Here is a 22,693-nt window from a genome sequence, read left to right as displayed (position 1 = left end):
CCGCTCTCCGCTCAGATCGTGGAAAGAAGACTGGCCGCTTGCGCCGGCACGTCGGCGAGCTTGCGCCAGCAGGCGTCCTCCCCGCGATACTCATGCACTTCGACATTCGAATGCACGGCTGGCAACGCGGCCACATCGGTGTAGAACTGCTGGTACCACTGACGCAGGCGGTAGATCGGGCCATCGCCTTCGCACAGCAGCGGATTGTCGACGCGTGTCTTGGTGTCCCAGATGGCCACATCCTCGCGGAATGCCGATTGCGCAGCTTGCACATAACCGTCGACCATCGCCCGGTTCTGCTCTTCCGTCAGCGCGGGATTCTTCTCGACCATCACCCCGAAGCGCAGTTCGAAGCTGTTCGTGTCGATGGGCACGTGGCTGTTGAGCAGGATCGACTTGATCGGCTGTCCCTCTGCCTCGCCCGTCATCAGCGTGATGTGGTATGCAGGCCCGAAATAGGCGGAGTCCGCCGTCAGCCCGCCGCTTCCGGCGAGCCGTGTGCTTCCGCCCCGCAATTTCTGATACGCCACAGGGCCGTCGAACGTGTTGCAGAAGTAGTCGATCGGCGCCCCGTGCACGGGGCCGAAGTGCGCCATGTCGGACTGGTTGTCGATCAGCTCACGGCAGTTCGTGTTAATCACCCATTTGACGATCGCCCAGTCACTCCACGCATTGGAGAAGCACGCGTTGATCCGCGGAATCGCAACCGACGGATCGGGCGCATTGCCTTCCGGATCGTTCCACACGAACAGCAAACGGTTCTGCTCCGTCACGGGCCACGACTTGATGCGCGCCTTCGGCGGAATGCGCTGCGAATATGGAATGGCGACACACCTGCCATCGCCAGCCCATGACCACCCATGAAACGGACACACCACCGTATTGCCCTCGATCTTTCCCTGTCCGAGGTCAGCGCCCATGTGGGGGCAATAGCCGTCGACCACGCGCAGTTGCCCGTCCTCGCCCTGAAACACCACCAGGCGAGTGCCGAAGATCGACAGCCCGTGCGCGCGACCGTCCCGGTAATCGTCGGCAAGCCCCAGGCAATGCCAGCCGCGTGCGTAGCGCGCCTCGATAGGCGCGGCATGAATCCGATGAATAGCGTGCTTGCTCGCCAGCATGGCGGAATCGGCCATCGATCTTCTCCAGTAAACGAGGGCGAGTTTCGACGGCGGCATGGCCGATCGTTGCCCGGGAACGCCGATGCCGATTTGGGCCAGCTCGGCTCTATGTCACAAACAAAGCAATATGTGACGCATATTGGCACAAATTCCACTTTTGTGCCAATCGTGGGACAATCCCTGACAGAGGAATTCGATCAACAGATCACGGCACGCAGCACGGCGCGGGAATCGAGGAAGGGCATGGATCGGCAATTGCGCTGGGGAGACTCCAGCAGGATGGACAGCATTACAGACGGCCAGCGGGCGATTTTGCGGGCGGCCCTCGACGCGATGGTCGAACACGGAATCGACGGCCTTTCGATCGACGATGTCGCACGACGCGCCAACATTTCGCGGCGGACGCTATACCGATACTTCGGTACGAAGAAGGAACTGATCCAGAAAGTAATCAGCGTCGAGAACGCAGCATTCTTTGAGGAAATGCAGCACAGTCTCGCCGGCTTTGCGCACGACTTCGAAGCGTATTGCGAGGAGTGCGTGTGCTTTGCGGTGCGTTACCGTGATCGCCATCACGGCGGGTTCCACCATAACTATCTGGCCACGAGCGTCTCTACGGAAGTGTTCGGGTACATCGTCGAAGATATCGCCCCGATGTGGCGACGCGTACTGGAGAAGCCTTATCGTCAGTACGTGGCCGTACGCGGTCCGCAGGTACCCGCGCTGGACGACCTCATCGCGCTGATCAGCCGGATCGGACTCGCGTATTGCCTGACTCCCGTGGAAGAACCCGCGATGCGCACGCAGATGCGGATCCTCTGGTCATTCCATCGTGATCCAAATGGGAAGTAACTGACTCCCAAAGGCAAACCAACAACGAGCCCCCTTTTACGAGCATCCTTGAGCCGTGCCGCAGGTTGCCCTTAAACGCACGCGATGGAATATATGAAGCAAACCACCGGCCCAGCTACGAAATCGAGACGGTGATGCCGTCGGCCTGCAGTCCCTGGCGGATCATCTCGATCATTTGTCGTGCTCGCCCAGCAGGGACTGCAATTTTTTTCTTGCGCGCAGCTCCGGCATGGCTTCGCCGTACGCTTCCTGCAGGTCCTTGATCTGCCGCTCGTACGGCTCCTTCACGTCCAGCGAATTGGCGCGCAGCGCGTTCTCCATGCCGCGCTTGCCGTCATCCACCCTGCCCTCAACCTCGGAGGGCGACAGATCGTAGGCTCGGCGGGCCTCCGCTACCGTTGTCTTGCGCTGGATGACGTCCAGTACCAGCGTGCTCTTGCGCCGCGCCGTCCATCGCTTGATGCCTTCTTTCATCTTCGCGCTCATCGTCATTTCTCCTAAAGTGACGTGAGGAGCAGGTTTTCGCTGGTCATTACAACTTAGGCCAACGGTACCGCTGAGAACGCGTTGCAAAATCAAGGCAAACTAGACAGCTGGCCGAACACTGCATCGGTGATAGCACGCGCGCTGCACTGCTGTTCCTGATCCTGACCGCGACCCGTAGTGGCGAGGGGCGAGGCGCAACGTGGGACGAGTTTGACCTGCACACCAACGACGTGGTGGCAAAAACTCAGGCAATAATACGTGCACGCTCCTCACCTTCGCCTACCGATGCTATTTCTCCGTTCCTTCTTGGCATTGGCGCTGATCTCCAATAGCTTTGCCGCCATTGCTGACGTCATCCCACCGCCGCTATCCGAGAAAGAAATATATAAGCGCCAGAAGGACAACCCAAAAACGTTCGATCGCACCGACGCGTTTTGCAGCGGCAAATTTGCGGGCGCCGCGTGCACGATCCCGGGGACCGCTTTTTCAGGTGGCGGCGAAGGCCAATGCCGCACGAGCGTCGCTCCGTCGGAGACCACGATCGACCTGGAATGCGTGCGCCAGGATGACGTTTTCATCGATCGACAATATCCGGAAGGAGGGTTCGTCGCTGATCGTGAACTCTGCAAATCCGGCCAAGCTGACAACGGTGTGCCACCGGCGTCTTCTAAATGGGGCTGCACGCCACTGGTCCCCGCTGCGGCAGACAAGTTCTGTCGAAACAAGGCAATCGGAGCCGCCTGCACGGTTGAACTGACTTACCGGGGCCAACGCGGTCTGTATGAGGGAGTCTGCAAGCAACTCTCGCAGACGAACTATTTTTACTTTCGAGGCTCCCGCGCCGCGCGCCGCGATGTCGTGCAATGCGAACCCGTCAACGAGACGGCACACACCTACGCACCAGCAACGTGGTGGCAGAAGCTCATGCAATAGGTTTCCTCGCATGGACCAACTGCATGCATTTCTTGTCACGCTGGCGTGTGAAGTACCCCTGATGCTTTGGCTGGCACGTCGCCTGCCCGCCCCGCGCGTTCTGCTTGCCGCGTTAAGCGCGAACTGTCTGTCACACCCGGTGGCCTGGCGCGTCGCCTCACTTTTCCCCCCTGACAACTATTGGAGTGGCGTCTGGTTGATCGAGGGGAGCGTCATTGCCTTTGAGGCGGGCTGGTATTGGCTCTGGCTGCGAACTGGTTTTCCCAAAACACTGGCATGGTCATTCCTCGCCAATGCCGGCTCACTCAGCCTCGGCTGGCTGCTATGGCTTGTCTAACACCCATGCTCCTCAGCCAACGCTTCATTCTGCAGGAAATTTTTCTAATGCTCCTGCCCGCGATGGCGCTGTGCCTAGTCGTTTCGGAACCCATCGCTCACAATGGAGGTGGTCATGGTGAATATGGATCCAGCGGTGGTCATGGCTATCGGAAAGTCCAATGGCAAATGCGCTAGCCGGAAAAAAATCTGACGCAGCATGAAGACACAACAACCGAGACCGCCTCTGACGGCATCGAATCCCATAGGAGCCGGCTGGTGAAGCAAAGACGGCAGCAGCCGAAGCGGACATCATTCGCATCGCAGCCACGACGCATCCAGAAAGCGGCATATATCGGCGTGAAGAACCGGATTCGGCGGGCGGCGCCAATCTTGGGCGGGAAGTTCTTCACGCGCGACTACATGCACGGAAAGAATGGATGGTTGGGCGCGGGCTTTCTCGGACATAAGGCGCCGGTCTTCTACAACCTGTCGATCCAGACCACGTTGCATGCCTACAAGGAAGCCGTACAGGAGCATGCTTGGGCGCTCTCCTATGAACGTGCACCTGATTGCGAGCCGTCATTCTTGCATGGTGCGGTGATAAACCCGAAGACCGGCTTGTACGAGATTCCACCCCGAGAGCCCGTTCGGTATCCCGAGCTTGACGGCATGACCCGCCGCGAATGGGTCGAGTCGCAGCACCAAACGATCGCCGAGCGTGGCGATATCGAAGTCTTCGAAGCATGGACGCTGCAGGCCGACTATGTGTATGGCATTGGTCTGCATGCCACCATCGACGTGCCGTTCCTGACCGTCGATGTACTCAACCACTTCATCGATCGGTTTCTCGCACAGGAGGCGGACTATCGTGCGATCACTCCTACCAATCACCGATACGATCAGGTGACACACTGGGGTATCGAACCAAATGCCATGATCGATCCCTGGGATTGGGCTCGTGCCGAAGCGCAAGCCGGTGAATCGACGAAAGACGTTGAATAGTCGCGGCGGGCAGGCATGGAGCGTTACCTCGGTGTATCACACCTTTTGCCATCAATGAGTGCCAGCGGTCTGCAATAGCACGGCAGCAGCGAGACGAACAAGGCAATCCAGATTTGGGGGGCGAATGAACAAACAGCGCATGGTCAGGCGCCTTACACGCGTCGCTTACCTGCTTGGGTTATGCGGCATTGCGGCCGCGCACGGAACGACGCCGGGGGCCTCCCACCAGGGCTCAGCCGAAGACCTCTGCTTCACAATCCCGTCAGGCCTGCCCGAGGGCATCCATTCTCCGCAACGTTTCCATTTTGATGCCGATCAGTACCGGCCCCAAGTGGCAGCCAAGCCGGAGATCGCAGCGCACGCAAAGTACTTAGCTTCGCATCCCGATATGCGGGTTCAGATCATTGGCCATACCGATGCACGTGGCAGCCGTGAATATGACCTCGCTCTGGCGTTGAAGCGGGCGGAGGCCGTGCGCGCGATGCTTCTGGAAGGTGGCGCCGCTGACGCTCAGGTCACCGTGATCTCTTGCGGTGCCGAGCACTCCAGGGTGAAGGGGCACAATGCGACATCGCCCGAAGAAAGTCGCCGGGTTGACCTCTACTACTCTTTTGCTAAGTAGCCTCTGAATACGTGGAGGTCTCGATGCAGGAACATGCCGAGGGACATGGAAGCAGGTAGTCGACTCGGTGGCCTGCGCCGACGCCGAGTCGCATTTGACGTGTCCCGTGCCGGATAAGCAGCGCGGGCATGTTCGGGCTGGCGGGACTGCCGGCCCGCATCCACAGTAGCAACCGATGCGAGCCGAGCTAAAGCGTCAGTGCAACCGGTAATCGACCTCTTCCGTCTGGTCGCCCTGGGTCATCTTGACGTGCGTTATCGAAATGCCGGGGTTGCTAGGGTCCTTACGGTACTCGAACCTTGCAACCGGGCGGTTGCGCGGGGCCGATAGCGTCACCCGGTTTTTGTCGTCGTAGGCCATCCGGCTCTTCGTGTTGTCGATATAGATGATGGCCGTCATGTTGTCGCGTTCGTCATATTCGAAGCCATACGCGTTCCCCTTCGGATTGGACTCGCGCACAAGCCGCCCTTTCGCATCGTATTGGAAGCGGATCGTCCCGCCCTTTTCATCGCGAACGGAAGTCACCCGCCTCGTAGCGGGATCCTTGGTGATCGTCAGGGTATCGCCTGCCTTGTTATCTACGCGGATGCACTCGCCGTTGAGGGTGTAGATTTCCCGGGCGATGCCGCACCCTTCAGGGTAGGTACGGATCAGGTTGCCGCCCTGGCGCACGATCCGGCTCTTCCCGCGGCAGGTATCGCCCTGGAACGTGTTTTTGGCAACGAACACCGCGCCTTCAGGAATCACCGGCTCCATCGATGGATAGGCCGGATCACGCATCGAGCTCTCGCTGAACGGTTTCAGCTCGCCTCGCTTCACCGCCTCCCTGTAAAAATCTGTCTGCATCATTTCGCGGCGCGTGGCAACCTGGTGGACTTGAAACTTGTATTCCATCTGGATATCGATACGGCCCTTCTCCATTGCCTTGGTCCGCCCGCTGCCCGGTCCGCCCGGCTGGACAACATATTGTGTGGTCGCAGCGACGCCGTTCTCCTTCAGGTCGAGCGCGAGATCATCGCTATATTCCGCGAGCTCGATCCGGCTATCCATCACCGTCGACCAACCCAAGCCGTAAGCACCCTGATGGTCGGAGAAGGAGTTATAGACGCGATGGAAGGGTTCGCCTGCAGGATCGTCCGCATCCCTCAGCGTACTGAAGGTGGTGGAGTAATTGCCATTGCGCACGTTCACGCCATTGACGACGTAGAAGCTGCCGGCAGGCACGTCGATCACGCGCGGCGCCTCGGCCTGCGCGGTGCCGAGCACGGCGACGGATAGGCAGCCAAGAAGAAGAGAAGGTCGGAGCATGATCGGAATCATCCGGTAACAGTTAAAAAATCGGACCGGCCCGCGATCCGTAACGGGCGCGAGCATAACGCGAGTACGAGAAGGGGCCACTCCAGCCATGCATGGAAGCCGGACGCCACCCCGTACAACTGGCGCGCGCCGCCAAAGTGCTGCACGAAATAGATGACCAGGCCAGCGGTCAGCACCGCGGTGCAGGCACACAGCCAGTACGGCACAGGCGCATGCCCGGTGCGCTCCCCTTCTGCGCGGGGCAATACTTTCAGTACGTAGTAGTAGTGCAGGCATTGGGCCAGCACCGCTGCGCTGAGCAATGCTGCGCGCAGCGCGTCGCCACCAGTACCGGCATCGGAAAGGTCGGGCACCTGGCCTTCCAGCCAGCCCAGGCCCAAGCCAGACAATGGCGCAGGCCACCAACCTACGCCCCCCAATGCAACAAGTCCTAACGGCAGCATGAACACCAGGCTTGCCACCTGCGCCTGCGATCGGTAGCGCGAGGTGTCGCGGGCCATGTCCCAGGCAAAGGCCACGGGCGTGAAGTTGTGGAGCAAAGCCAGCGCCAGCAGCACCTCGCCAATGCGCCCGCACTCCAGCGCCGCCCACACCGCGCCCGACGCCAGCAATGCCGCCAACCGCGCTGGCCAGCCCACCCCCTTGGGCGCGGCAACTACGACCAGCATCAGCGTCGCGAGCGCCAGCAGGTCCAGCACCTGTTGCGCTTGCCCCGATACCACGCCAATCCAGGCCAGGGCCCGTAGCGCGGCGTGCGTCAGCAGCACCAGTATCAACACGCCCCACCACCCCGCCGGCCAGCGGGCGAAATAGCGGCTGCGCAGAAAGCCCAATTCCCAGACGACATGAGGCAGCCCGAACACCGCCAACGCGCACACATATAACGGCCCTGGCGCCAGCATTGCCAGCACAGTAGCCAGCACCACAAAGCCACCCAGCGAGCGGCTCACCATAACGCCCACCCCGCCATGAACGACGCCAGATTGGCCACGGCCGACGCGCCCAGCGCTGGTCTCCATGCCCTTGTCACGCCCAGCCACAGCACACACGCTTCCAGCAGCACCACACCCAATTCGATCGTCCACAGCCCCTGCGTGTAGTCGTGCGGCGACAAATAGCTAACCGCTCGCCATGCCACTGGATGGCTCAGCCCTGTGGCCAGCAGGCCGAACAGGCACACGCGCCACATACGGCGGCGCCACAGCAACGCTAGCAATAGCGGTAGCTCCACCAGCCAGGACAGCGCCATCGCCTGCCATTGCGTCACGCAGCGCTCCCTATTGCCGAAGCTTGTCCAGCCAGCTCGCCGGACTGAACTGGCGCTCGAACGCTGCCGGCGACACGCAGCTCATGACCTCTCGGTGGGCTTCTCGGTACCCCATGTAATAGAAACGCTCGCTCTGCCGTTCACTCGCGCAAGTGCCCGGATATTGTTCCGGCTTTCCGTCTACCCGCATCTCCACGGCACAGGCATCCCCGACGGCCTTGCCTTTGCAGAAACGGTCGGTCAACGGCTGCGCGGGAGGCTCGCAGCCATAGGGCAGCACGGGCGGGGGTTCGGAAGATTTGCCGCGCTGCACCCACTCGATGTAGGACTTGCACAACGACGGGCTGGCGACGAACCCGCCCGACGCAACACCGCTGTCGATCTCCACGCGCGTGGTGCGGACGCAGGCTCGCTCGATTTCGCCGCGGGCATTGACCGACGACCGGCACACGCCCGCCCCGCCGCCTTGTAACGGATTGCCCGGCAGTTCGCAGGCGTCATCCAACCGCTTGCCACGGCAGAACTGGTCTGCCTGGTCGTAGGTTTTCGGGTTGTCCCGCAATCGCGCCCACGCATTCGCAATGTGGGGTGGCGTCACGTCGGCATGCACCGTGCCGCACACCAGCACGCCCCACGCCAAAATCAACACGAGCCCACGTCCCACCCTCAACGCTTTCTGCATCCTTGTCACCTTGTGATCGGGCTCTGCTCAACACGTCGGCACGGGTCGCGCATCGACCTTGAAGCGATAGGTCTTGCGGGCAGCGAACAGGCCCGCCGGCACAGACTGCAGCTCAATCAACCCGCTGCGCACCGATCGCCCCGCTTCCAAGAACAACCCAACCCTCGGTTCGTCGCCATATGGCATGGCCAGTTGTTCCACGCGGATCAACGAAAAGGTGGTCTCGTCGCCTGCAGTCATGCGCCATCCGTCGCCCACCTGGCCGGGCAGGCTGAGCCACAAGGTGTTGTTGTTGGCATCCACGGTAAAGCTCGGCTCGCCGTCGCTGCCGGCAACCTCCAGCCGCCGGGGCTCGCCCTCGGGTTGCTCGTGCGGATAGATCATGCCCAACACCACGGCGTAGGTTTTGCCAGCAGGCGTGCGCAGGCGCAATTCGGCCTTGCCGAAGCTTGCGGCGTGCACATAGACCCACCGCTGCTCTGGCGACCCTTCCGTCGCCGGATAGCCCAGTCGGTCCACCGTCTCACGATTCAGCACCTCCAGCGGCGGGCTCATACCCTGCCGGATCACTTGGACGCTGGCGACTGTGCCCTCCGGTGCCAGATAGGCGTACACCGCCCCGACAGGCATGCGCTGCTCCAGCGGCATGGGCTGGGCAGCCAACTCAACCAGCGGCGGCTGGAAACGCGGCGTCAGACGCTCGCTCGTGCGGCGTGGATCGATACAAGCCAGGGCGCTGGCCTGACCCAGGATCAACAATCCCGCAATGGGCCATTGGATTCGATGGCGGAAGGTCATGGGCGTCTATTGCGCTTGCGCTCTTACTTCGAGGTGGTGGAGGCGGCTTTTGTCGATGCTGAGGTGTCCTGCAACTTCCCGCCATTTTTTACATACTCTTGCCTTCTGGCCTCACCCTCTTTTTGTGCCTGCTTCGAAGCGTTTTGAACACCCTGGCATCTTTTCTCGCTTGCTGAACCGAAGCATCCCGCATAAGTCCCCGTTGCACTCAACACCAAAAAACAGCCTAGGCAGACGCTCGTCAGTTTTTTGATAAGCACCGGATGCCGCGCTCCCGTTTTGAATTCGCTCATGATTCCTCCTTTGAAAATCTGGGGAAATTCTATTCTTACGCGTTGCATCCTGGTCCATACCCTGCAAGAGGGGGATGGGAGAAGCTGCCCTTGTGGATTTCAAGAACTGTATGGACAGGATGCGCCGGCTTCATGGCGCGGCGCCCGTCCCGTGCGAGGACTTCGCCTGCTCCATGGCAGCCCGCGCTTCGGCCTCAGCTTTGCGCTGGGCAGCCATACGCGCAGCCTCATATGCAGGATCCGGCCGAGCGTACCGTGCCCAGACAGCTGCGCGACAACGCTCTTCTTCGTGCTGGGCGCGTTGCTGACACGCGTTGTCGTGCTGCGAGGGCTGTTTCCCCAAACAGGCGTGCAACGATGTCCTCTTCATTCGGCCGCACATCTGGAACTCATCGGAAGTCGGCGATGCCACGGCCATTGAGCCGCCACACAGCAACACCATGCACAACACGATGTCTCGCATCGACGGAAAAGTCGTCCGCGTCATGATCGACCCAATGCCTCGCTCTTATTTGGATTGAATCGGCGGCTTGCCGCCCAGAATTTCACCCAGTGCCTGCGCGTGCAGAAGTGAAATGTTGCGATGATTGCCCCGCGTCAATTGCAGGGTCAGCGTGCCGTCCTTGGGAATGACGTTGAGGGTGTCATAGCCGGTCAACTGCCCGGTGTACACCCACAGAACCACCCCGCTACTAACGACCTTGCCATCGATTGAGAGCACGAAACAATGGCCGCTCAAGCGGCCCATCATGTTCGATTCGTTGTACCGCGTCGGGTCCAGCATCCAGCGCGCGCCGTAGGGTTCCCAAGCTGCCACGTCGTTTTCCGTCAGCGCCAAGCTAGTCTGCTGCTGTATGGCCGAGGCATCATTCAGATTGCACTGGCTGCCATCTGAAGTACCGAAGGATTCGGTGATGGAGAGCATCAGCCGTGGCCGGCCGGCCAAGTTGCGAGACGTGTGTTCCGCCGCTGCCGGGTGCTGCTCGTAGTGGCTGCTGATGCAGCCCTGCAGCAAGAAAAGCACGATCGCAAAGCCTAGCAATCGGACACCGATCCGATTCAACACCGGCATCGCAAGACTCCTTTTTGGACTGATGTTCGCCAATCCATCAGTGTTCTCCTGCCGCCGCTTCAAATTGACACGGCAAGCATATCGACCGCCATCGCAATTCGAGTGGGCATCACTCCTTCCCCGGCACCCATTCTAAGGAGTAAGTCGAATGGATTGTGCTGACGCCGAAGCTACCGTTCATCCTTCATGTGGATGAAATCGTCATTACAAACATCGGACGAAGATCAGCACGGCCTGGAGCGGCACGGCGACCGAGCCCCCTTCTCCACTCGAAGGAGGTACCGACGTCCGGCAATACCCTCGCTCCATAACGTATTGCCAATGGTCCAGGAATAACGATAACGCCGATGATATCCCGTGGATTGCTCCGCACCCTGCTGGCATCCGCCCCGCTTTGCGTGAGCTTGGGTGGGTCGGCATCCCCCCATTGCCGACGAATTCCAGGCATGCCACCGGATGGCCACCGCAGCGTTGCAAGCCTGTCTCGATCAACATACCTGGCAGCGCAACGACGCGTGTTAGCGACAACCCGCCAAGAGAACGACCACTGCCATGCGGCGGTCTGGAGCCGGTAAGCGCACCCCGATCCAAAACGCGAGGCGGCTCGGCACAAGGCCGAAGCTGAGGCCAATGCCAAGGCGAGGGCAGCGATGTCACATGCTACCGGCGCCTCGCAGTAAAGACACTCAGCAAATCAATCTGATCACCCCGCCCTGGCACGGAGGTACACAATCACGCGGTCAAGGCAACAGCTATCGTTTCATGCTCTCAAGAACGTAAGCATCACGAGCGATGTTGCGCAGCCCGCGATCCATGTCATTCAGGGCATCTTCTTGATAGTCATCGAGCTTGGCATTCTTGTCGTCGGGCGTGTAGGCGAAGCGGTTGGTGTAATACTCTTGCTTGAGTTTCGACTTGGGCTTGGCCAAGAGCTTTTCCTTCCAGACCGTGTGTGGAACTGGCTTGGAAAACAAGGACGGATCCAAAATGTAGGGCACGTTTTCCGACCCGCGCCTGACCAGAACGACCGGCGCCACGTGAAACCACACCGGTGCCATCCCTTTGAGCGCGGCAAACTCGGGCTTGGGGTCCAGGTAGAACGCCCCTTCTACGAACGCCTTTCCAGACGTGACCAAGCGATCGTCCAGCAGCAAGGCCATCTTTTGCGCACGGTACATTGCCCCCTCGTACAACCAGTCGTATCGGATGTCCGGCCTGGCTGCGAGGAAATCGAAGAGGCGCTGGGCCTTCTCCTCGCTCAGCACACTGAGTTCAATGTCCTGATTGTTGGCTTTTGAATGCAGCATTGCCGTGCCGGCAGACGTCTGGTCAATCGATGTCACCCGCAAGACGCCGGTATATCGTTTGTTGATGCGAACCAGGCCCTTGTCGGAGTCGGGAACACCGCCGAGAAGAATACTCCCGCCGCTTTCGTATGCCGTTGCCTGAAGCCGTTCCGGCGCGAATGTCGCATTGGGTGCCCCCGTCGGCTTGTACTCTCCGGTCAATTTTTTCCAGCTACCGATGGCTTCCGTCATTACGGACCCGATGACACGGCAATCCATGTCCATGTCGATTGTCCATATTCCGGGAACACTCGCGGGTCCCTCGGCTGTCGAATTCTTGGCGTCGAAGGTTCCGGAATAAGTCCCTGCGATGCTCTGGCAAGGCGCCGCCGCCCATGTTGCTGCAGTCACGGAACCCAATAATGCGACCAAAGCAGCATGGAAAAATGTATTTGTATTCGAACGCTTCATTGCTCTCCCCCCTTTGATTCATGCCAGCGCCACGTATCGACGCGCTCCCTCCGTCAAGCGCCGGACCCTCACAGCAGGCATCCGAGATGCATATCGTTTGGTTAGAGGATGTGCCAAGGTGCTTACTTGCTGCAAGTTTTTGCACCAGGTGGCGACGGGCAACCGCACGGATAGGTGCCACGGCTTGCCAAGGCCGCGCATGATGCAATATGTTGCTGTTCACTCGCTTTTCTAGCATCTTCGCGCGCCTTCTCTGCCGCACGATTCTCGGCGGCGATCTTCTGCCGTTCCGCCTTGCTCCGTCTGGCCTCAGACTCTTCTTCGAGACTGGGCTTGTATTCTTTCGGAGGATCCATCGTAACGAAATGAATGTCGAATGAGGCACGCGACGCATTGCCGCTTGAGGAAGATGAAGTCGATTTGCCGGCAGTCCCCGCCTTAGACGCACTCGATGTTCCGTCCCGGTTGTTTGTTGTACCTGTTGTAGTGGCTTGCGATGGGTTGCCCGCCGTCCCGGCTCGGGCGTCTTGGTTGGCTACGCCATTCTTGCCGGCAGCCGCTGAACCAGCAGCCCCTGGTCCGTTTCCGGTTCTTTGCCCGCTGCCGGATGACGTTTGTCCGCCGACTTCATTGGCACGTCCGCCTCCTTTCGCGTTGCTACGCTCCTGTTCCTCGACGATACGGTTGAACTCGGCCAGATTTGGTGGCGGCGGCGGTCTCAATCGCTCGGCGTAGTCGTTCATTTGCTGAGCCATGTTGCTGATCATGGTTTTCAGTTCCGCCGCATTCTGGGCACGGGAGCGTTCGAGACTGCCTACGATATGCGCTCCCTCTTCGATGTGGTCGTTGATGCTGATTTGATCTTCCTTGATCTTCGCCAGGATTCCCCGACCTGCATCCGCAATTTCTTCACCCACCTTTTTTTGCTCATTAGGTGTCATGTAGGCATACGCCGGCAAGATTTCCTTGATTCGGGCCGCATGATCGAATTTGGCAAGCGATTGAAGGAAGCGGCGATTGCAGTTGGCGAAAGCGTTGGCATCGCTGATAGCGTTATTCAGATCGCGCCGGTTATCGATAAAGGAGGGCATCCTTGGATAACTGCAGTCATAGTCGTAATACCCACCGTACCGGACCCGAAATCCGCTCAATGTTTCAGAAATCGCATCGCTTCTTTTCACCCGATCTTGGTGAGTGAATGGAAAATAGGATTCGTCAAAATCCTCCAGCGCGAAATAGGTTTTCAGCGTCTGCCTGTTTTCCGACGTGTTCTTCACGTGTTTCAGCATCCATGTGCGAACAGCAGGGCTGGGTAAATAGCCGAATTCCGTGACGCAACGATTCAGGTAAAAGAAAGTGTCTTTGTCATATGAGACGCTGACTCCCAAGCTCATTTCTGTCTGTGCGTAGGTTTCTTCGATGGTGCACCAAGGCTTGGCATCGCGGTATGTCTTGACCGGGTTGGCACCGAAAAAAGCCTGATAAGCCTGACCATGTGGGGCAGAGATTTCCGCCTCCTTCTTTCCGAAGGCTATGCACTCCGCATCCGCACACTCGGCCAGCACATGCAAGGCGGTGGGGAATCCCAATACGGCAGCGCTGTGCAGGAGCATCTTGGTCTCTGCTTTCTGCTCGTCCGTTTTTTGTTTGTCCGGATACAGGGTTGTCCAGTTGTACATGCCATGCGCATCGCCCGCCGTCACCGCTTCGTTGTACCACTGGCCAGCCTTGGCCAAGTCCTTGCCGATCTCCGGCGACCCGTCAAAATCATAGAGTCGCCCCAGCATCACCATTGCCAACGGGTTGCCAAGCATGGCCGCATTTTCATAGAGCGCTAACGCCTGTTTCTTGTCCTTGCCGATGTCGCCTATCCCATATTGAAAAACCATGCCCAGCATGGTCATGCCGAAAGCATTGCCGGCATCCGCGGACTGGCGCAACTGCGCCACGTGACGCTGCAGATCGTCCGGTTTCAGGTTCCACAATTTTTTGTCATAACGGTTGATCAGGATGATCCGGGCGCGATAGTTGTCTTGTGCGGCGTTTTCAAGCACCTCCAGTGCACGGAGCTGATCGTCCCGGCTTAATGCCTCCATGGTCTGCGCTATCGCGGATAATGTCGCGGATGGCGTTTTAGCAGATGACCCAGCCGTATTTCCCGTCGTTCGCTGCGTGCCGGCTGTGGGCGCTCTCTCCAGATCAAACTCCGTGATCATGGACAGGCCGCTATCCTCTCCTTGCTCAAACCAGACACCATGCAAGGGCACAACCTTCTTCAACCAGTCTTTGGGCTTGCGCAATTGCTCCTTGGCGCCGGCGATCTCCGCCTTGCGAAAACCGTCGGCAAAACTTAGTTCGTAATAGCAGTCGGACAGTCCGCGAATGATTCGTTCGTAGTCGACGTAGCCGATCTTTTCTTTGTTTGCTGTAATGTAATTTTGGACCGCGCCAACTAGCTTTCCACGAGGCGTGTCCCGCGGCACTTTGATGACATCGAGGAGAACCATCGTGTTGTAGAAACCATTTCGCGGGATGCCCTTGATCTCTACCTGGACGGTGGCGTAATAAAAACACTCCGGTGCAGGGGCGGCTTGAGCAGGGGCGCTTTCCCATAGTGCGCCAAGAAGAGCTGCTGCAAGCACGAGAATGCGGCGAATAGGGCTGGGCATAAATATGGCTCCGGGTGGCGCAAGCACAGGATGGCGGGTACGAAGTGAAGTTGCAGAGTCCATTTCATGCCCGGCAGGATATACACCGGACGTTGCGGAATCGGCAGCCTCGTGCACGCCCTAGCGACAAGTCACAAGCAGGTGCGATGCTCCTAGGAGCATCAATCAAGGTGGAAAGATGTTGGCGGTCCGCCGTCGTCGTCGCACTAGCAATGCAGCTGGTTCATGCGGATGCGAACGTCGTTCATTTGTTCGCGCCACGGGCTGCTTTGTTGATACGGTAGCGGCATGCGTTGAATGCTGTCACGCTGTGCTCGCAGTTGATTGCATTGCGCGTTGATCGCGTTGGCTTGGCTTTGCATCACCACCTGCTCAGTTGCGATGTCCCGGTCGCGTTGCGCCATTCGCGCGTCCCACTGCCGCGCGAGCTGTTCGTCAGCGCGTCGTGCGGCGGCAGCAGAATCTTCCACCTGCGGTTCCGATAAGTTAGGCGGTGCTGCCGATTGCGGCGTCATTTGACCGACAATGGCATTAACGGTCTGCTGGCAAGGCTCTTCCGTATAGATCGTGTGGCCGCGTACATCACACTTGTAAATTGCGCGCGCCTGAGGAGTCGTTTTGGACTGCGATTGCACTGCTGCCTGTTGTTGCGGGGCATGTGTCGCGATGGGCGATGGAGCCGACGTCTGTGGTGTTGCTATAGGTGTGGTTCCGGCAGGCTTTAGCTGTTGTGCGCAGATGTAGACGACTAGGAATGCTGCCGCCCAGCACATCAGTTGCAGCGTCCAATGCATTCCGCGTCGTCCGGGTGTCGGCGTGTTCGGGCGACCGTACCAGCGGTTGTATTCCTTCTGCCAGTTTGGGTTTTGTATCTTTGGCTCGCGTCGATTTTTGTACCAATCGCGATCTTGGACTCCCATACCCCTCTCCTGTTACGCTGCTTCTAGCAAGCTTGTGTTGTTCTTGTTGACGCTTACCGGTGCAGCGCTGACCTTAACTCTTCGATCGTGAGCCATTTTCGCCGCGAATGTCCCATGCAATGGGACAATGGGCAATCTTGCCTCATGCGGCTTGAACAGTCGATGCCGAAGCGTGGCACGCGCTGCTGGGGCTTGCCCGGGCTTGATGGCCTCGATTGGGCGCTCAAACGACCTAACGGTACCGTCGCACTGTCGCGCTAAGAATGTCGACCTCAAACCCCTAAAAACTTAGGCGAACGGTACCGCCAAGAACGCGTAAACGAAAAAGCCCCGCCAATGGCGGGGCTTTGTTCGAACCAGGCTCCGTTTGACCGGGGCGCTGGACTTGCTGGCGGAGCTGTGAGTCAGGGGTTGGTTTGTCTCCCCCCACTGCCCTGCTAACAGGGAAATTTGCAGGGAATTTAGCCGTCTACCGCCGCCACATCTCGCGAGGTTCCACAACTTGTGCCGGCAGCGACCGGTTGCAGGCTGCGCGGTCTAACGCGAAACAGGGAATAACAGGGAAACCTGATGGGCTTGGCGAGCCGTCTCCCCGGCACGTCTTGACGAAACGTTAGCCCAACGGATCGCAACCACCACAAACGTTCGCCGTCATCTGCAGGCGTCAGTTTTACTTGAGATCTGCAATCCGGTAGCCCATCGCCTTATAACCGCGCTGCCGCTTCTCCCACATGCGCAGAAGGGCCCGCTGCCCCATGTCGACGAAATCGACGATGCGTACGTCGGTTTTCTTGCCATGCTCGCGATGCAGGTGTCCAACATATTGCTGAAGCGTCCCCCTCCAGGACACGGGCATCCCCAGCACGAGCGTACGGGACGTCCCCAGCACTAGTCACTGCTGATTCGGCGCAACAATCCCGAACCGTTCCATCTGCCGATAGACCGTCGCGCGCGCGATGCCCAGTTCGTGCGCGGCCTGGGTAATGCGCCACTTGTTTCGGCGCAGCGCTGCCAGCAAGATGTCGCGCTCGTTGTCCGGCGGTACATCGGCCGTGGCGGAAACCACAACTGCCGGGCTGTTCGTCACACTTTCGAGAATCTCCGGCGGCAATGCATCGATGTCGATCAAGCCGTTGTCGCTCATGGCGAGCGCAAAACGCAGCACGTTGCGCAACTGTCGGACATTGCCCTGCCACGAACTGCTCCGCAGCAAGACCAGCGCAGCCGGCGCCAGTTCTGCGTGCATATCAAGCTGGCGCGCCTCTTCTTCAACAATGCGCGCGATCAAGTAGTCCTTGTCGCGCCGCTCGCGCAGCGTCGGCAGGTGCAATGTGGCGCCGCACAGCCGGTAGTAGAGATCTTCACGGAAGCGCTGTTCGGAAATCAGATGGCGCAGGTCGCGGTGCGAGGCGGCAATCACGCGCAGGTCGACCGGAATCGGCTTTTCCGAACCCAGCGGCATCACCTCGCGTTCGGACAGCACACGCAGCAGCCGGCTCTGCAGATGCAGCGGCATGTCGCCGATCTCGTCGAGGAACAGCGTGCCGCCGTCCGACTGGGCGATCAGGCCGCGCATGCCCTTGCTGCGTGCGCCGGTGAAGGAGCCCGGTGTATAGCCGAACAGCTCGCTCTCGATCAGTGATTCGGGGATGGCCGCGCAGTTGACCGCGACGAACGGCTTGCTGCGACGCTCGCTGGCGGTGTGCAAGGCCTTGGCCAGGACCTCTTTGCCGGTGCCAGTCTCGCCCTGCACCAGGATATTGAGTGGCTTGTTGGCCAGGCGCTTTGCCTGCAGGATCAGCCGCTGCATCTGCGGGTCATCGGCGCCAAGGGCGTTCAGCGCCGCGCTGGCCTCGGGGCTCAGCAGTGCGGGCTGAGAGGCCGTCGCAGACGGCATGGAAGGCTTGCTGGGCGCGCCACGCGGCGGGATCCCCGTCGCGTAGTACAGACCGTGGTCGAACATCCGCACGGCGGTGCGCTCCGACGAGGTGCCAGCACGCGCGATGCGCCACAGCTGGCTCATGTTTTCGCGGAACACTTCGGTCAGCAGATGGCCGCGCACATCGGCGTGGGGATCGCTCTCGAGCCGCAGCTTGCGCCGTCCGCCGCTGTTGATGCCGCGGATCACGCCCTCAGCATCGAAGGCGACCATGATTTCGCTGTCCACATCGACCAAGGACCAGGTCGAGCCCAGCCGCAGAATCCACTGATCACGGAAGTAGCGCAGGAAGTTGGCGTCTTCGATCTTCTGCGCGTACATGGCCGTCATCTGCAGCGCGAGATGCTGCCCTTCGCGCGGCGCCGGCGCACTCAGCGCCGACACATCAAGCACGCCCAGGAAATTGCCCGCGGGGTCGAACAGCGGCGCGCTGCTGCAGGTCAGCGTGATGTGAGATGCGTCGAAATGATCGGTCTGGTGACACGTCACGGGTGCCTGCTCGACGATACAGGCGCCCACCGCACAGGTGCCAGCGCGCGATTCGCTCCAGTCGGCCCCCAGGTAGAGGCCGGATCGCTTGAGTTCGCGGTCCCAAGTGTCATTGCCGATGAAATCCACCGTCACGCCGTGGGCATCGGTCAGCAGCAGCACGTAGTCCAGACCGCAAACGCGCTTGTAGAGCTGCTCCATGCCGGTGCGGGCCACGCTCAGAAAATCTTCGATCTGATCCTTGTGCTCGCGCAGGAGGCGCGCCTCCACAATGTAGGCAGGCGTCGGCCGACTGGGGTCGCGGCCGTAGTCGTCCAGGCAGCGCCGCCATGAGCGCTCAATGGCGCCGTGCGCCTCGCCCGGCTGCTGCGAAAAGGCGAGCAGCCGCTCGATATGGTCGTGGTGTGCTTTTCTTTGCACAACTGTCTCCTCCGCCGCCGCCGCCGCCGCATTTGAATGATGCGAAGCCGCGCTGCCGGTCTGGTGCCGGTCTTGCGCGAGCCCGGTGCGGCTCTAAGCTAATCCATTTGACCGGCTGCCGCAACGTAGCGGCCGCCGGGCCGACTGGACTAGATTTCCTTCCGCTTCAATGCCCCGGCAATGTATTCGGCTTGCCGGATCGCCAGCGCGACAATGGTCAACGTGGGGTTGGCCGCTGCGCTGGAGGTGAACTGGCTGCCGTCCGAAATGAACAGATTCTTCACGTCGTGCGCCTGGCCCCAGCGGTTGACCACGCCGTCGCTGGCCTTGGCACTCATGCGGTTGGTACCCATGTTGTGGCTGGCCGGATAGGCGGGCATGTCGATCACGCGTGTCGCCCCCACCGCCTCGGACAGCTTTCGCCACTGCACCAGGCCGTGGGCCGTGATCTTGTCGTCGTTCTCGTGGTAGGTCTTGGTCACGATGGGGACTGGCAGGCCGTACTGGTCCTTCTCCGTGGGGTGCAGCGTGATGGAGTTCTGCTCGCGGGCCAGGTCCTCGCCGCAGACCCAAACGCAGGTCATGTGATCGTACATCTCCATGGCCGACGTGAAATCGCGCCCCCAGCCACCCGGCTTCATGAATGCGGCGGTGTATGGCAGATGAATGGCCAGACCTTCGAGGTAATAGCCGCCCACAAAGCCGCGCTTGGTATCCAGAGGTACCTCGTCGGCCACCACCGCCGCAATGTCGAAGCCGCGGTACATGTAGACCGGCTTCTTGTGGATCGACACCGCCGCTGCCGTGGCGTGGTTCATATAGTTCTTGCCGACCTGCCCCGAGGAGTTGGCCAGCCCATTCGGGAACAGGCTCGATGCCGAGTTCAGCAACAGCCTGGGCGACTCGATGGAGTTGCCCGCCACGCAGACCACGCGCGCCTTCTGCAACTGCTTGCGGCCCTTGCCGTCCACGTACAGCACGCCGTTGGCGCGACCCTGCTTGTCGTGCTGGATCTGCAGCACCATCGACTCGGGCCGCAACTCGACATTGCCCGTCGCCTGCGCACGCGGCACTTCGGTGTAGAGCGTCGACCATTTCGCGCCGATCTTGCAGCCCTGCATGCAGAAGCCGATCTGCTGGCAGCCAGGCCGGCCGTCATACGGTTGAGAGTTCGAGGCGGCTGGGCGCACGATCTTCTTGTAACCCACCTTGCGCGCGCCCGCCTCGATCACCTTGTAGTGGTTGTTCGGCGGCATGGGGGGCAGGCCACTGGCCTTGCTACCGCTCACGCCCATCTTCTTCTCGGCAAGGTCGTAATACGGTTCCAGTTCGGCCAGCGTGATCGGCCAATCGAGCACATTGGCGCCCGAGATAGCGCCATAGGTGGTCTTGGTATGGAAATCGTGCTCCTGGAAGCGCAGCGCCACGCCCGACCAGTGGACCGTGGAACCGCCCACGCCCTTGACGATCCAGGCCGGCAAGTTGGGATACGTCTTGGTGTGGTGCCAGCCACCCGCCGAAATACGCTTATCCAGCCACGAAATCTTGTTGAACATCGCCCATTCGTCGTTCTCGAAATCGGCCTGCGTGTAATGCTTGCCGGCTTCCAGAACCACACATTTGACACCGCGCTGTGCCAGCTCGTTGGCCAGCGTGCCGCCGCCCGCGCCCGAGCCGACGATCACGACGACACTGTCATCGTCGAGTGAAAATTTTGCCTGATCCGTCATGATGCTTGTCTCCGTTTTTTATATGCCGAGGCTTAGGGCAACGCTGAAGCTGCTGCGCGATGCGCTGGCGCCGCAGACCGTCACTCCGCCGTGACGGGGTCGATCTCGCTGCGCACCTGCTCGATCCGGTCGGCCGGGAAGCCGCCCAGTTCGGCGTGTTTGCGGATCGCGGCTTCGTCGGGCGCGCGGTAAACGCAATAGATCTTGTCGCCCGCGACGTAGCTGTGCTCCCACTGGATCGACGGACCCATGGCGCCGAGCACGGCGCACGACTTTTGCGAGACCGCCTTCAGTTCGGCTGGCGTCCACTGGCCGGCGCCAGGGATCTCGCGCTCAATGATGAATCTTGGCATGGCATGACTCCTTGGGTGTGGTTGAAAAATCAGCGTAGCCTTAGAGCCAGTCGATGTCGTCAAAGCCGCGGTGTAGGTAGCCACCCTTCTGCCACGACGAGCCCTCGTAGCCGAACAGCGGCCACAGCTTCTTGTTGTTGTAGAGCCCGGTAACCAGATCGCCCTGGACCTTCTTGAAGAAGGGCATGGGCTCAATGTCCTTGAGCAGCGCGACACGCTGGTCCTCGGTCTTCACCTGGACGTAGGGCACGCCGTACCGTTGCTTGGCGCGTTGATCCAGATCGTGCACGCCGTCGGTCAGCAGCGCCTTCACCGCCGGGTCCTTGGCGGCTGCAGCGTCGTAAGGCGCGACGGCCTCGACATAGAATTTTTCAGCCAGCTTGTCGTGCGGATAGATGTCGCGCGCCATGCGTAGCAGGGTCTTGCCAGTGGCCGCACCCAGGCGCGGAAAGCTCTGCTCGACCGCCACGTCCTTGCTGGCCGCAATGGCCGTGGGAACGACCGTGACGCTGATGGCGGCCAAGCCGCTGCCGCGTAGAAAACCCCGGCGTGACACCTTGGGTTGCTTGTCCAAAACGCGCATGGCAGAGCCAGCGGCTGGCGTGGGCTTCATGTTGGTTGCCTCCGTGTTGGGCGGGCACTTGGCGCGCCTCATCTTGTTGAAAAGCACAACGTTGACCGTGGGCTCACGGGCCCGCCGTGGCGGGCCGGGTTGCCGGCGCCGTGTACGGCGCTCGGCGGGAAGGCCGAGTGTCACTCGCGTCGACCTGCTCGCCGAGCACGTCGACCAGCATGTGATGCAGGCCTTCGGCCAGCACGGTGGCCATCAGCGGTACGCCCAGTTGCTCCGAGCAGGACGTGGTGCATGCCTGCAAGCGCAAGGCATCCTCAGGGTTCGCCCTCAGTGCCGCGCACAGCAGCGGCCAGTCCGGCGGCGCGATGAGCGTGCCGCACGTCAGCAGCACGCCCGTGCGCCGCCGTACCTGCGCCAGGCCAACGATCTTGCGTTGCCCGACGACCACCTCCCACGGCGACAGCGAACCGAAGCAGGCCCACTTGAGCGACCGGTCCGGCGGTGTCATCTGCAACTCTTCGGGCGGCACCGCATAGGCAGGAATGCCGAGATCGCGCAGCAGCCCTGCGTACAGCACCCCCAGCCAGCGGTAGCTCGACACGGTGCCGGTTCCCACCAGCGGGTGATCGGCCGGCAGCACGATCGACGCCGACAACATCCAGGGCCCGGCCAGCACCGCACCGCCCCCGGCATCGCGCACGACCACCGGAGTGGCACCGCCTGCCATGCCAGGATGCAGGGCCGCCTGCGCACGCCCCAGAACGACACCGGGCGCGGCATACGTCCACAGCCGCACGGCAGGCCGCAGGACCGGCGCTGCAAGTTGCGCGCGGTTCCACTCCTGCTCGTCTGCGCAGTGGATGCCGTCGGAGAGAAAGGCGGGGGCGAGCATCACAGACCTTCGACGGTTTCCAGCCGCGTCTTCAGATCGGTCAGGAAGCGCGCGGCCGGGTAGCCGTCCACCGCGCGGTGATCGAAGATCAGATGCAGGCCCATCATGGGCGCGATCATGATGCTGTCGTCCTTGACCACGACCCGCTTGGCCACGCGCGTCACACCCAAAATGGCGACCTGCGGCA

Annotated in this window: 24 protein-coding genes; 5 read left to right on the top strand and 19 right to left on the bottom strand. The window is 60.6% G+C overall.

The window, feature by feature from the left end:
- Positions 1-11: 11 nt before the first annotated feature.
- Positions 12-1,136, bottom strand: a complete 1,125-nt coding sequence (locus NG900_RS25615) for a 3-ketosteroid-9-alpha-monooxygenase, oxygenase component (protein ID WP_252685058.1) — start codon at positions 1,134-1,136, stop codon at positions 12-14.
- On the opposite strand from NG900_RS25615, the gene NG900_RS25610 reads away from it, so the two are divergent.
- Positions 1,086-1,973, top strand: coding sequence for a TetR/AcrR family transcriptional regulator (locus tag NG900_RS25610; protein ID WP_252685056.1), 888 nt, complete (start codon positions 1,086-1,088; stop codon positions 1,971-1,973). The two genes, NG900_RS25615 and NG900_RS25610, sit on opposite strands and share 51 nt — an antisense overlap.
- Before the next feature lie 171 nt (positions 1,974-2,144).
- On the opposite strand, the gene NG900_RS25605 is transcribed toward NG900_RS25610, so the two are convergent.
- A complete protein-coding gene (locus NG900_RS25605) occupies positions 2,145-2,459 on the bottom strand; it encodes a transposase (RefSeq protein ID WP_252685054.1) in 315 nt (104 codons plus the stop codon).
- 285 nt (positions 2,460-2,744) lie between these two features.
- Here NG900_RS25605 and NG900_RS25600 point away from each other — a divergent pair, with 285 nt between their 5' ends.
- The 4 genes from NG900_RS25600 to NG900_RS25585 all read left to right on the top strand — a co-directional run bounded on the left by NG900_RS25600 (position 2,745) and on the right by NG900_RS25585 (position 5,334).
- Positions 2,745-3,392 (top strand): hypothetical protein, encoded by a 648-nt coding sequence (locus tag NG900_RS25600; protein ID WP_252685052.1) that lies wholly within the window; start codon positions 2,745-2,747, stop codon positions 3,390-3,392.
- Positions 3,393-3,402: 10 nt separating this feature from the next.
- Entirely contained in the window at positions 3,403-3,729 is a 327-nt protein-coding gene (locus NG900_RS25595) for a hypothetical protein (protein WP_252685050.1), read from the top strand.
- Positions 3,730-3,986: 257 nt separating this feature from the next.
- The gene (locus NG900_RS25590; RefSeq protein ID WP_252685048.1) at positions 3,987-4,712 is read left to right on the top strand and encodes a hypothetical protein; all 726 of its coding nucleotides are present in this window, start codon (positions 3,987-3,989) and stop codon (positions 4,710-4,712) included.
- 124 nt (positions 4,713-4,836) lie between these two features.
- The gene (locus NG900_RS25585; RefSeq protein WP_252685046.1) at positions 4,837-5,334 is read left to right on the top strand and encodes an OmpA family protein; all 498 of its coding nucleotides are present in this window, start codon (positions 4,837-4,839) and stop codon (positions 5,332-5,334) included.
- 195 nt (positions 5,335-5,529) lie between these two features.
- Here NG900_RS25585 and NG900_RS25580 read toward each other — a convergent pair whose 3' ends face one another.
- The 17 genes from NG900_RS25580 to NG900_RS25500 form a co-directional block, all read right to left on the bottom strand.
- Positions 5,530-6,642: an RHS repeat domain-containing protein gene (locus NG900_RS25580; protein WP_252685044.1), complete on the bottom strand. Its 1,113-nt coding sequence runs from the start codon at positions 6,640-6,642 to the stop codon at positions 5,530-5,532.
- A gap of 8 nt (positions 6,643-6,650) precedes the next feature.
- Positions 6,651-7,604 carry a hypothetical protein gene (locus tag NG900_RS25575; RefSeq protein ID WP_252685042.1) on the bottom strand — a complete coding sequence of 318 codons (954 nt, stop codon included), beginning with the start codon at positions 7,602-7,604 and terminating at the stop codon, positions 6,651-6,653.
- On the bottom strand, positions 7,598-7,918 hold the full coding sequence (locus tag NG900_RS25570; RefSeq protein ID WP_252685040.1) for a hypothetical protein: 321 nt from the start codon (positions 7,916-7,918) through the stop codon (positions 7,598-7,600). The genes NG900_RS25575 and NG900_RS25570 overlap by 7 nt, the downstream gene beginning before the upstream one ends.
- Before the next feature lie 10 nt (positions 7,919-7,928).
- Positions 7,929-8,600, bottom strand: a complete 672-nt coding sequence (locus tag NG900_RS25565) for a hypothetical protein (protein WP_252685038.1) — start codon at positions 8,598-8,600, stop codon at positions 7,929-7,931.
- Between the two features lie 27 nt (positions 8,601-8,627).
- Positions 8,628-9,398 (bottom strand): hypothetical protein, encoded by a 771-nt coding sequence (locus NG900_RS25560; protein ID WP_252685036.1) that lies wholly within the window; start codon positions 9,396-9,398, stop codon positions 8,628-8,630.
- Between the two features lie 23 nt (positions 9,399-9,421).
- On the bottom strand, positions 9,422-9,691 hold the full coding sequence (locus NG900_RS25555) for a hypothetical protein (protein ID WP_252685035.1): 270 nt from the start codon (positions 9,689-9,691) through the stop codon (positions 9,422-9,424).
- A 508-nt stretch (positions 9,692-10,199) separates the two neighbouring features.
- The gene (locus tag NG900_RS25550) at positions 10,200-10,763 is read right to left on the bottom strand and encodes a hypothetical protein (RefSeq protein WP_252685033.1); all 564 of its coding nucleotides are present in this window, start codon (positions 10,761-10,763) and stop codon (positions 10,200-10,202) included.
- A 752-nt stretch (positions 10,764-11,515) separates the two neighbouring features.
- A complete protein-coding gene (locus NG900_RS25545) occupies positions 11,516-12,520 on the bottom strand; it encodes a protein-glutamine glutaminase family protein (RefSeq protein ID WP_252685031.1) in 1,005 nt (334 codons plus the stop codon).
- Positions 12,521-12,642: 122 nt separating this feature from the next.
- On the bottom strand, positions 12,643-15,189 hold the full coding sequence (locus NG900_RS25540; RefSeq protein ID WP_252685029.1) for a tetratricopeptide repeat protein: 2,547 nt from the start codon (positions 15,187-15,189) through the stop codon (positions 12,643-12,645).
- 206 nt (positions 15,190-15,395) lie between these two features.
- Positions 15,396-16,109: a hypothetical protein gene (locus NG900_RS25535; RefSeq protein WP_252685027.1), complete on the bottom strand. Its 714-nt coding sequence runs from the start codon at positions 16,107-16,109 to the stop codon at positions 15,396-15,398.
- A gap of 670 nt (positions 16,110-16,779) precedes the next feature.
- Entirely contained in the window at positions 16,780-16,998 is a 219-nt protein-coding gene (locus tag NG900_RS25530) for a helicase (RefSeq protein WP_252685025.1), read from the bottom strand.
- 3 nt (positions 16,999-17,001) lie between these two features.
- Entirely contained in the window at positions 17,002-18,957 is a 1,956-nt protein-coding gene (locus NG900_RS25525; RefSeq protein WP_252685023.1) for a sigma-54-dependent Fis family transcriptional regulator, read from the bottom strand.
- 149 nt (positions 18,958-19,106) lie between these two features.
- The gene (locus tag NG900_RS25520; protein ID WP_252685021.1) at positions 19,107-20,687 is read right to left on the bottom strand and encodes a GMC family oxidoreductase; all 1,581 of its coding nucleotides are present in this window, start codon (positions 20,685-20,687) and stop codon (positions 19,107-19,109) included.
- An 80-nt stretch (positions 20,688-20,767) separates the two neighbouring features.
- Complete coding sequence (locus NG900_RS25515) at positions 20,768-21,040, bottom strand: DUF4242 domain-containing protein (protein ID WP_252685019.1); 273 nt, start codon at positions 21,038-21,040, stop codon at positions 20,768-20,770.
- Between the two features lie 40 nt (positions 21,041-21,080).
- The gene (locus NG900_RS25510; protein WP_252685016.1) at positions 21,081-21,653 is read right to left on the bottom strand and encodes a gluconate 2-dehydrogenase subunit 3 family protein; all 573 of its coding nucleotides are present in this window, start codon (positions 21,651-21,653) and stop codon (positions 21,081-21,083) included.
- Positions 21,654-21,726: 73 nt separating this feature from the next.
- On the bottom strand, positions 21,727-22,506 hold the full coding sequence (locus NG900_RS25505) for a lipoate--protein ligase family protein (RefSeq protein WP_252685014.1): 780 nt from the start codon (positions 22,504-22,506) through the stop codon (positions 21,727-21,729).
- Positions 22,506-22,693: 2-oxo acid dehydrogenase subunit E2 (locus tag NG900_RS25500; RefSeq protein ID WP_252683908.1), on the bottom strand; the 188-nt coding region annotated here is incomplete at its 5' end. The genes NG900_RS25500 and NG900_RS25505, both read right to left, overlap by 1 nt.

It is taken from the genome of Ralstonia soli (assembly GCF_023955655.1).
GTDB classification, from domain to species: domain Bacteria; phylum Pseudomonadota; class Gammaproteobacteria; order Burkholderiales; family Burkholderiaceae; genus Ralstonia; species Ralstonia soli.
The sequence above is the reverse complement of the archived record's forward strand: the minus strand, read 5'-3'. Positions and strand labels throughout refer to the sequence as shown.

Excerpts from the sequence above, each read along its gene's own strand:
- NG900_RS25585 (WP_252685046.1), top strand. The coding sequence starts at position 4,837 with ATGAACAAACAGCGCATGGTCAGGCGCCTTACACGCGTCGCTTACCTG.
- NG900_RS25535 (WP_252685027.1), bottom strand. The coding sequence starts at position 16,109 with ATGGGAGTCCAAGATCGCGATTGGTACAAAAATCGACGCGAGCCAAAG.
- NG900_RS25615 (WP_252685058.1), bottom strand. The coding sequence starts at position 1,136 with ATGGCCGATTCCGCCATGCTGGCGAGCAAGCACGCTATTCATCGGATT.
- NG900_RS25565 (WP_252685038.1), bottom strand. The coding sequence starts at position 8,600 with ATGCAGAAAGCGTTGAGGGTGGGACGTGGGCTCGTGTTGATTTTGGCG.
- NG900_RS25540 (WP_252685029.1), bottom strand. The coding sequence starts at position 15,189 with ATGCCCAGCCCTATTCGCCGCATTCTCGTGCTTGCAGCAGCTCTTCTT.
- NG900_RS25550 (WP_252685033.1), bottom strand. The coding sequence starts at position 10,763 with ATGCCGGTGTTGAATCGGATCGGTGTCCGATTGCTAGGCTTTGCGATC.
- NG900_RS25545 (WP_252685031.1), bottom strand. The coding sequence starts at position 12,520 with ATGAAGCGTTCGAATACAAATACATTTTTCCATGCTGCTTTGGTCGCA.
- NG900_RS25510 (WP_252685016.1), bottom strand. The coding sequence starts at position 21,653 with ATGAAGCCCACGCCAGCCGCTGGCTCTGCCATGCGCGTTTTGGACAAG.
- NG900_RS25575 (WP_252685042.1), bottom strand. The coding sequence starts at position 7,604 with ATGGTGAGCCGCTCGCTGGGTGGCTTTGTGGTGCTGGCTACTGTGCTG.
- NG900_RS25560 (WP_252685036.1), bottom strand. The coding sequence starts at position 9,398 with ATGACCTTCCGCCATCGAATCCAATGGCCCATTGCGGGATTGTTGATC.
- NG900_RS25520 (WP_252685021.1), bottom strand. The coding sequence starts at position 20,687 with ATGACGGATCAGGCAAAATTTTCACTCGACGATGACAGTGTCGTCGTG.
- NG900_RS25595 (WP_252685050.1), top strand. The coding sequence starts at position 3,403 with ATGGACCAACTGCATGCATTTCTTGTCACGCTGGCGTGTGAAGTACCC.
- NG900_RS25555 (WP_252685035.1), bottom strand. The coding sequence starts at position 9,691 with ATGAGCGAATTCAAAACGGGAGCGCGGCATCCGGTGCTTATCAAAAAA.
- NG900_RS25505 (WP_252685014.1), bottom strand. The coding sequence starts at position 22,506 with ATGCTCGCCCCCGCCTTTCTCTCCGACGGCATCCACTGCGCAGACGAG.
- NG900_RS25610 (WP_252685056.1), top strand. The coding sequence starts at position 1,086 with ATGAATCCGATGAATAGCGTGCTTGCTCGCCAGCATGGCGGAATCGGC.
- NG900_RS25600 (WP_252685052.1), top strand. The coding sequence starts at position 2,745 with ATGCTATTTCTCCGTTCCTTCTTGGCATTGGCGCTGATCTCCAATAGC.
- NG900_RS25580 (WP_252685044.1), bottom strand. The coding sequence starts at position 6,642 with ATGCTCCGACCTTCTCTTCTTCTTGGCTGCCTATCCGTCGCCGTGCTC.
- NG900_RS25605 (WP_252685054.1), bottom strand. The coding sequence starts at position 2,459 with ATGAGCGCGAAGATGAAAGAAGGCATCAAGCGATGGACGGCGCGGCGC.
- NG900_RS25515 (WP_252685019.1), bottom strand. The coding sequence starts at position 21,040 with ATGCCAAGATTCATCATTGAGCGCGAGATCCCTGGCGCCGGCCAGTGG.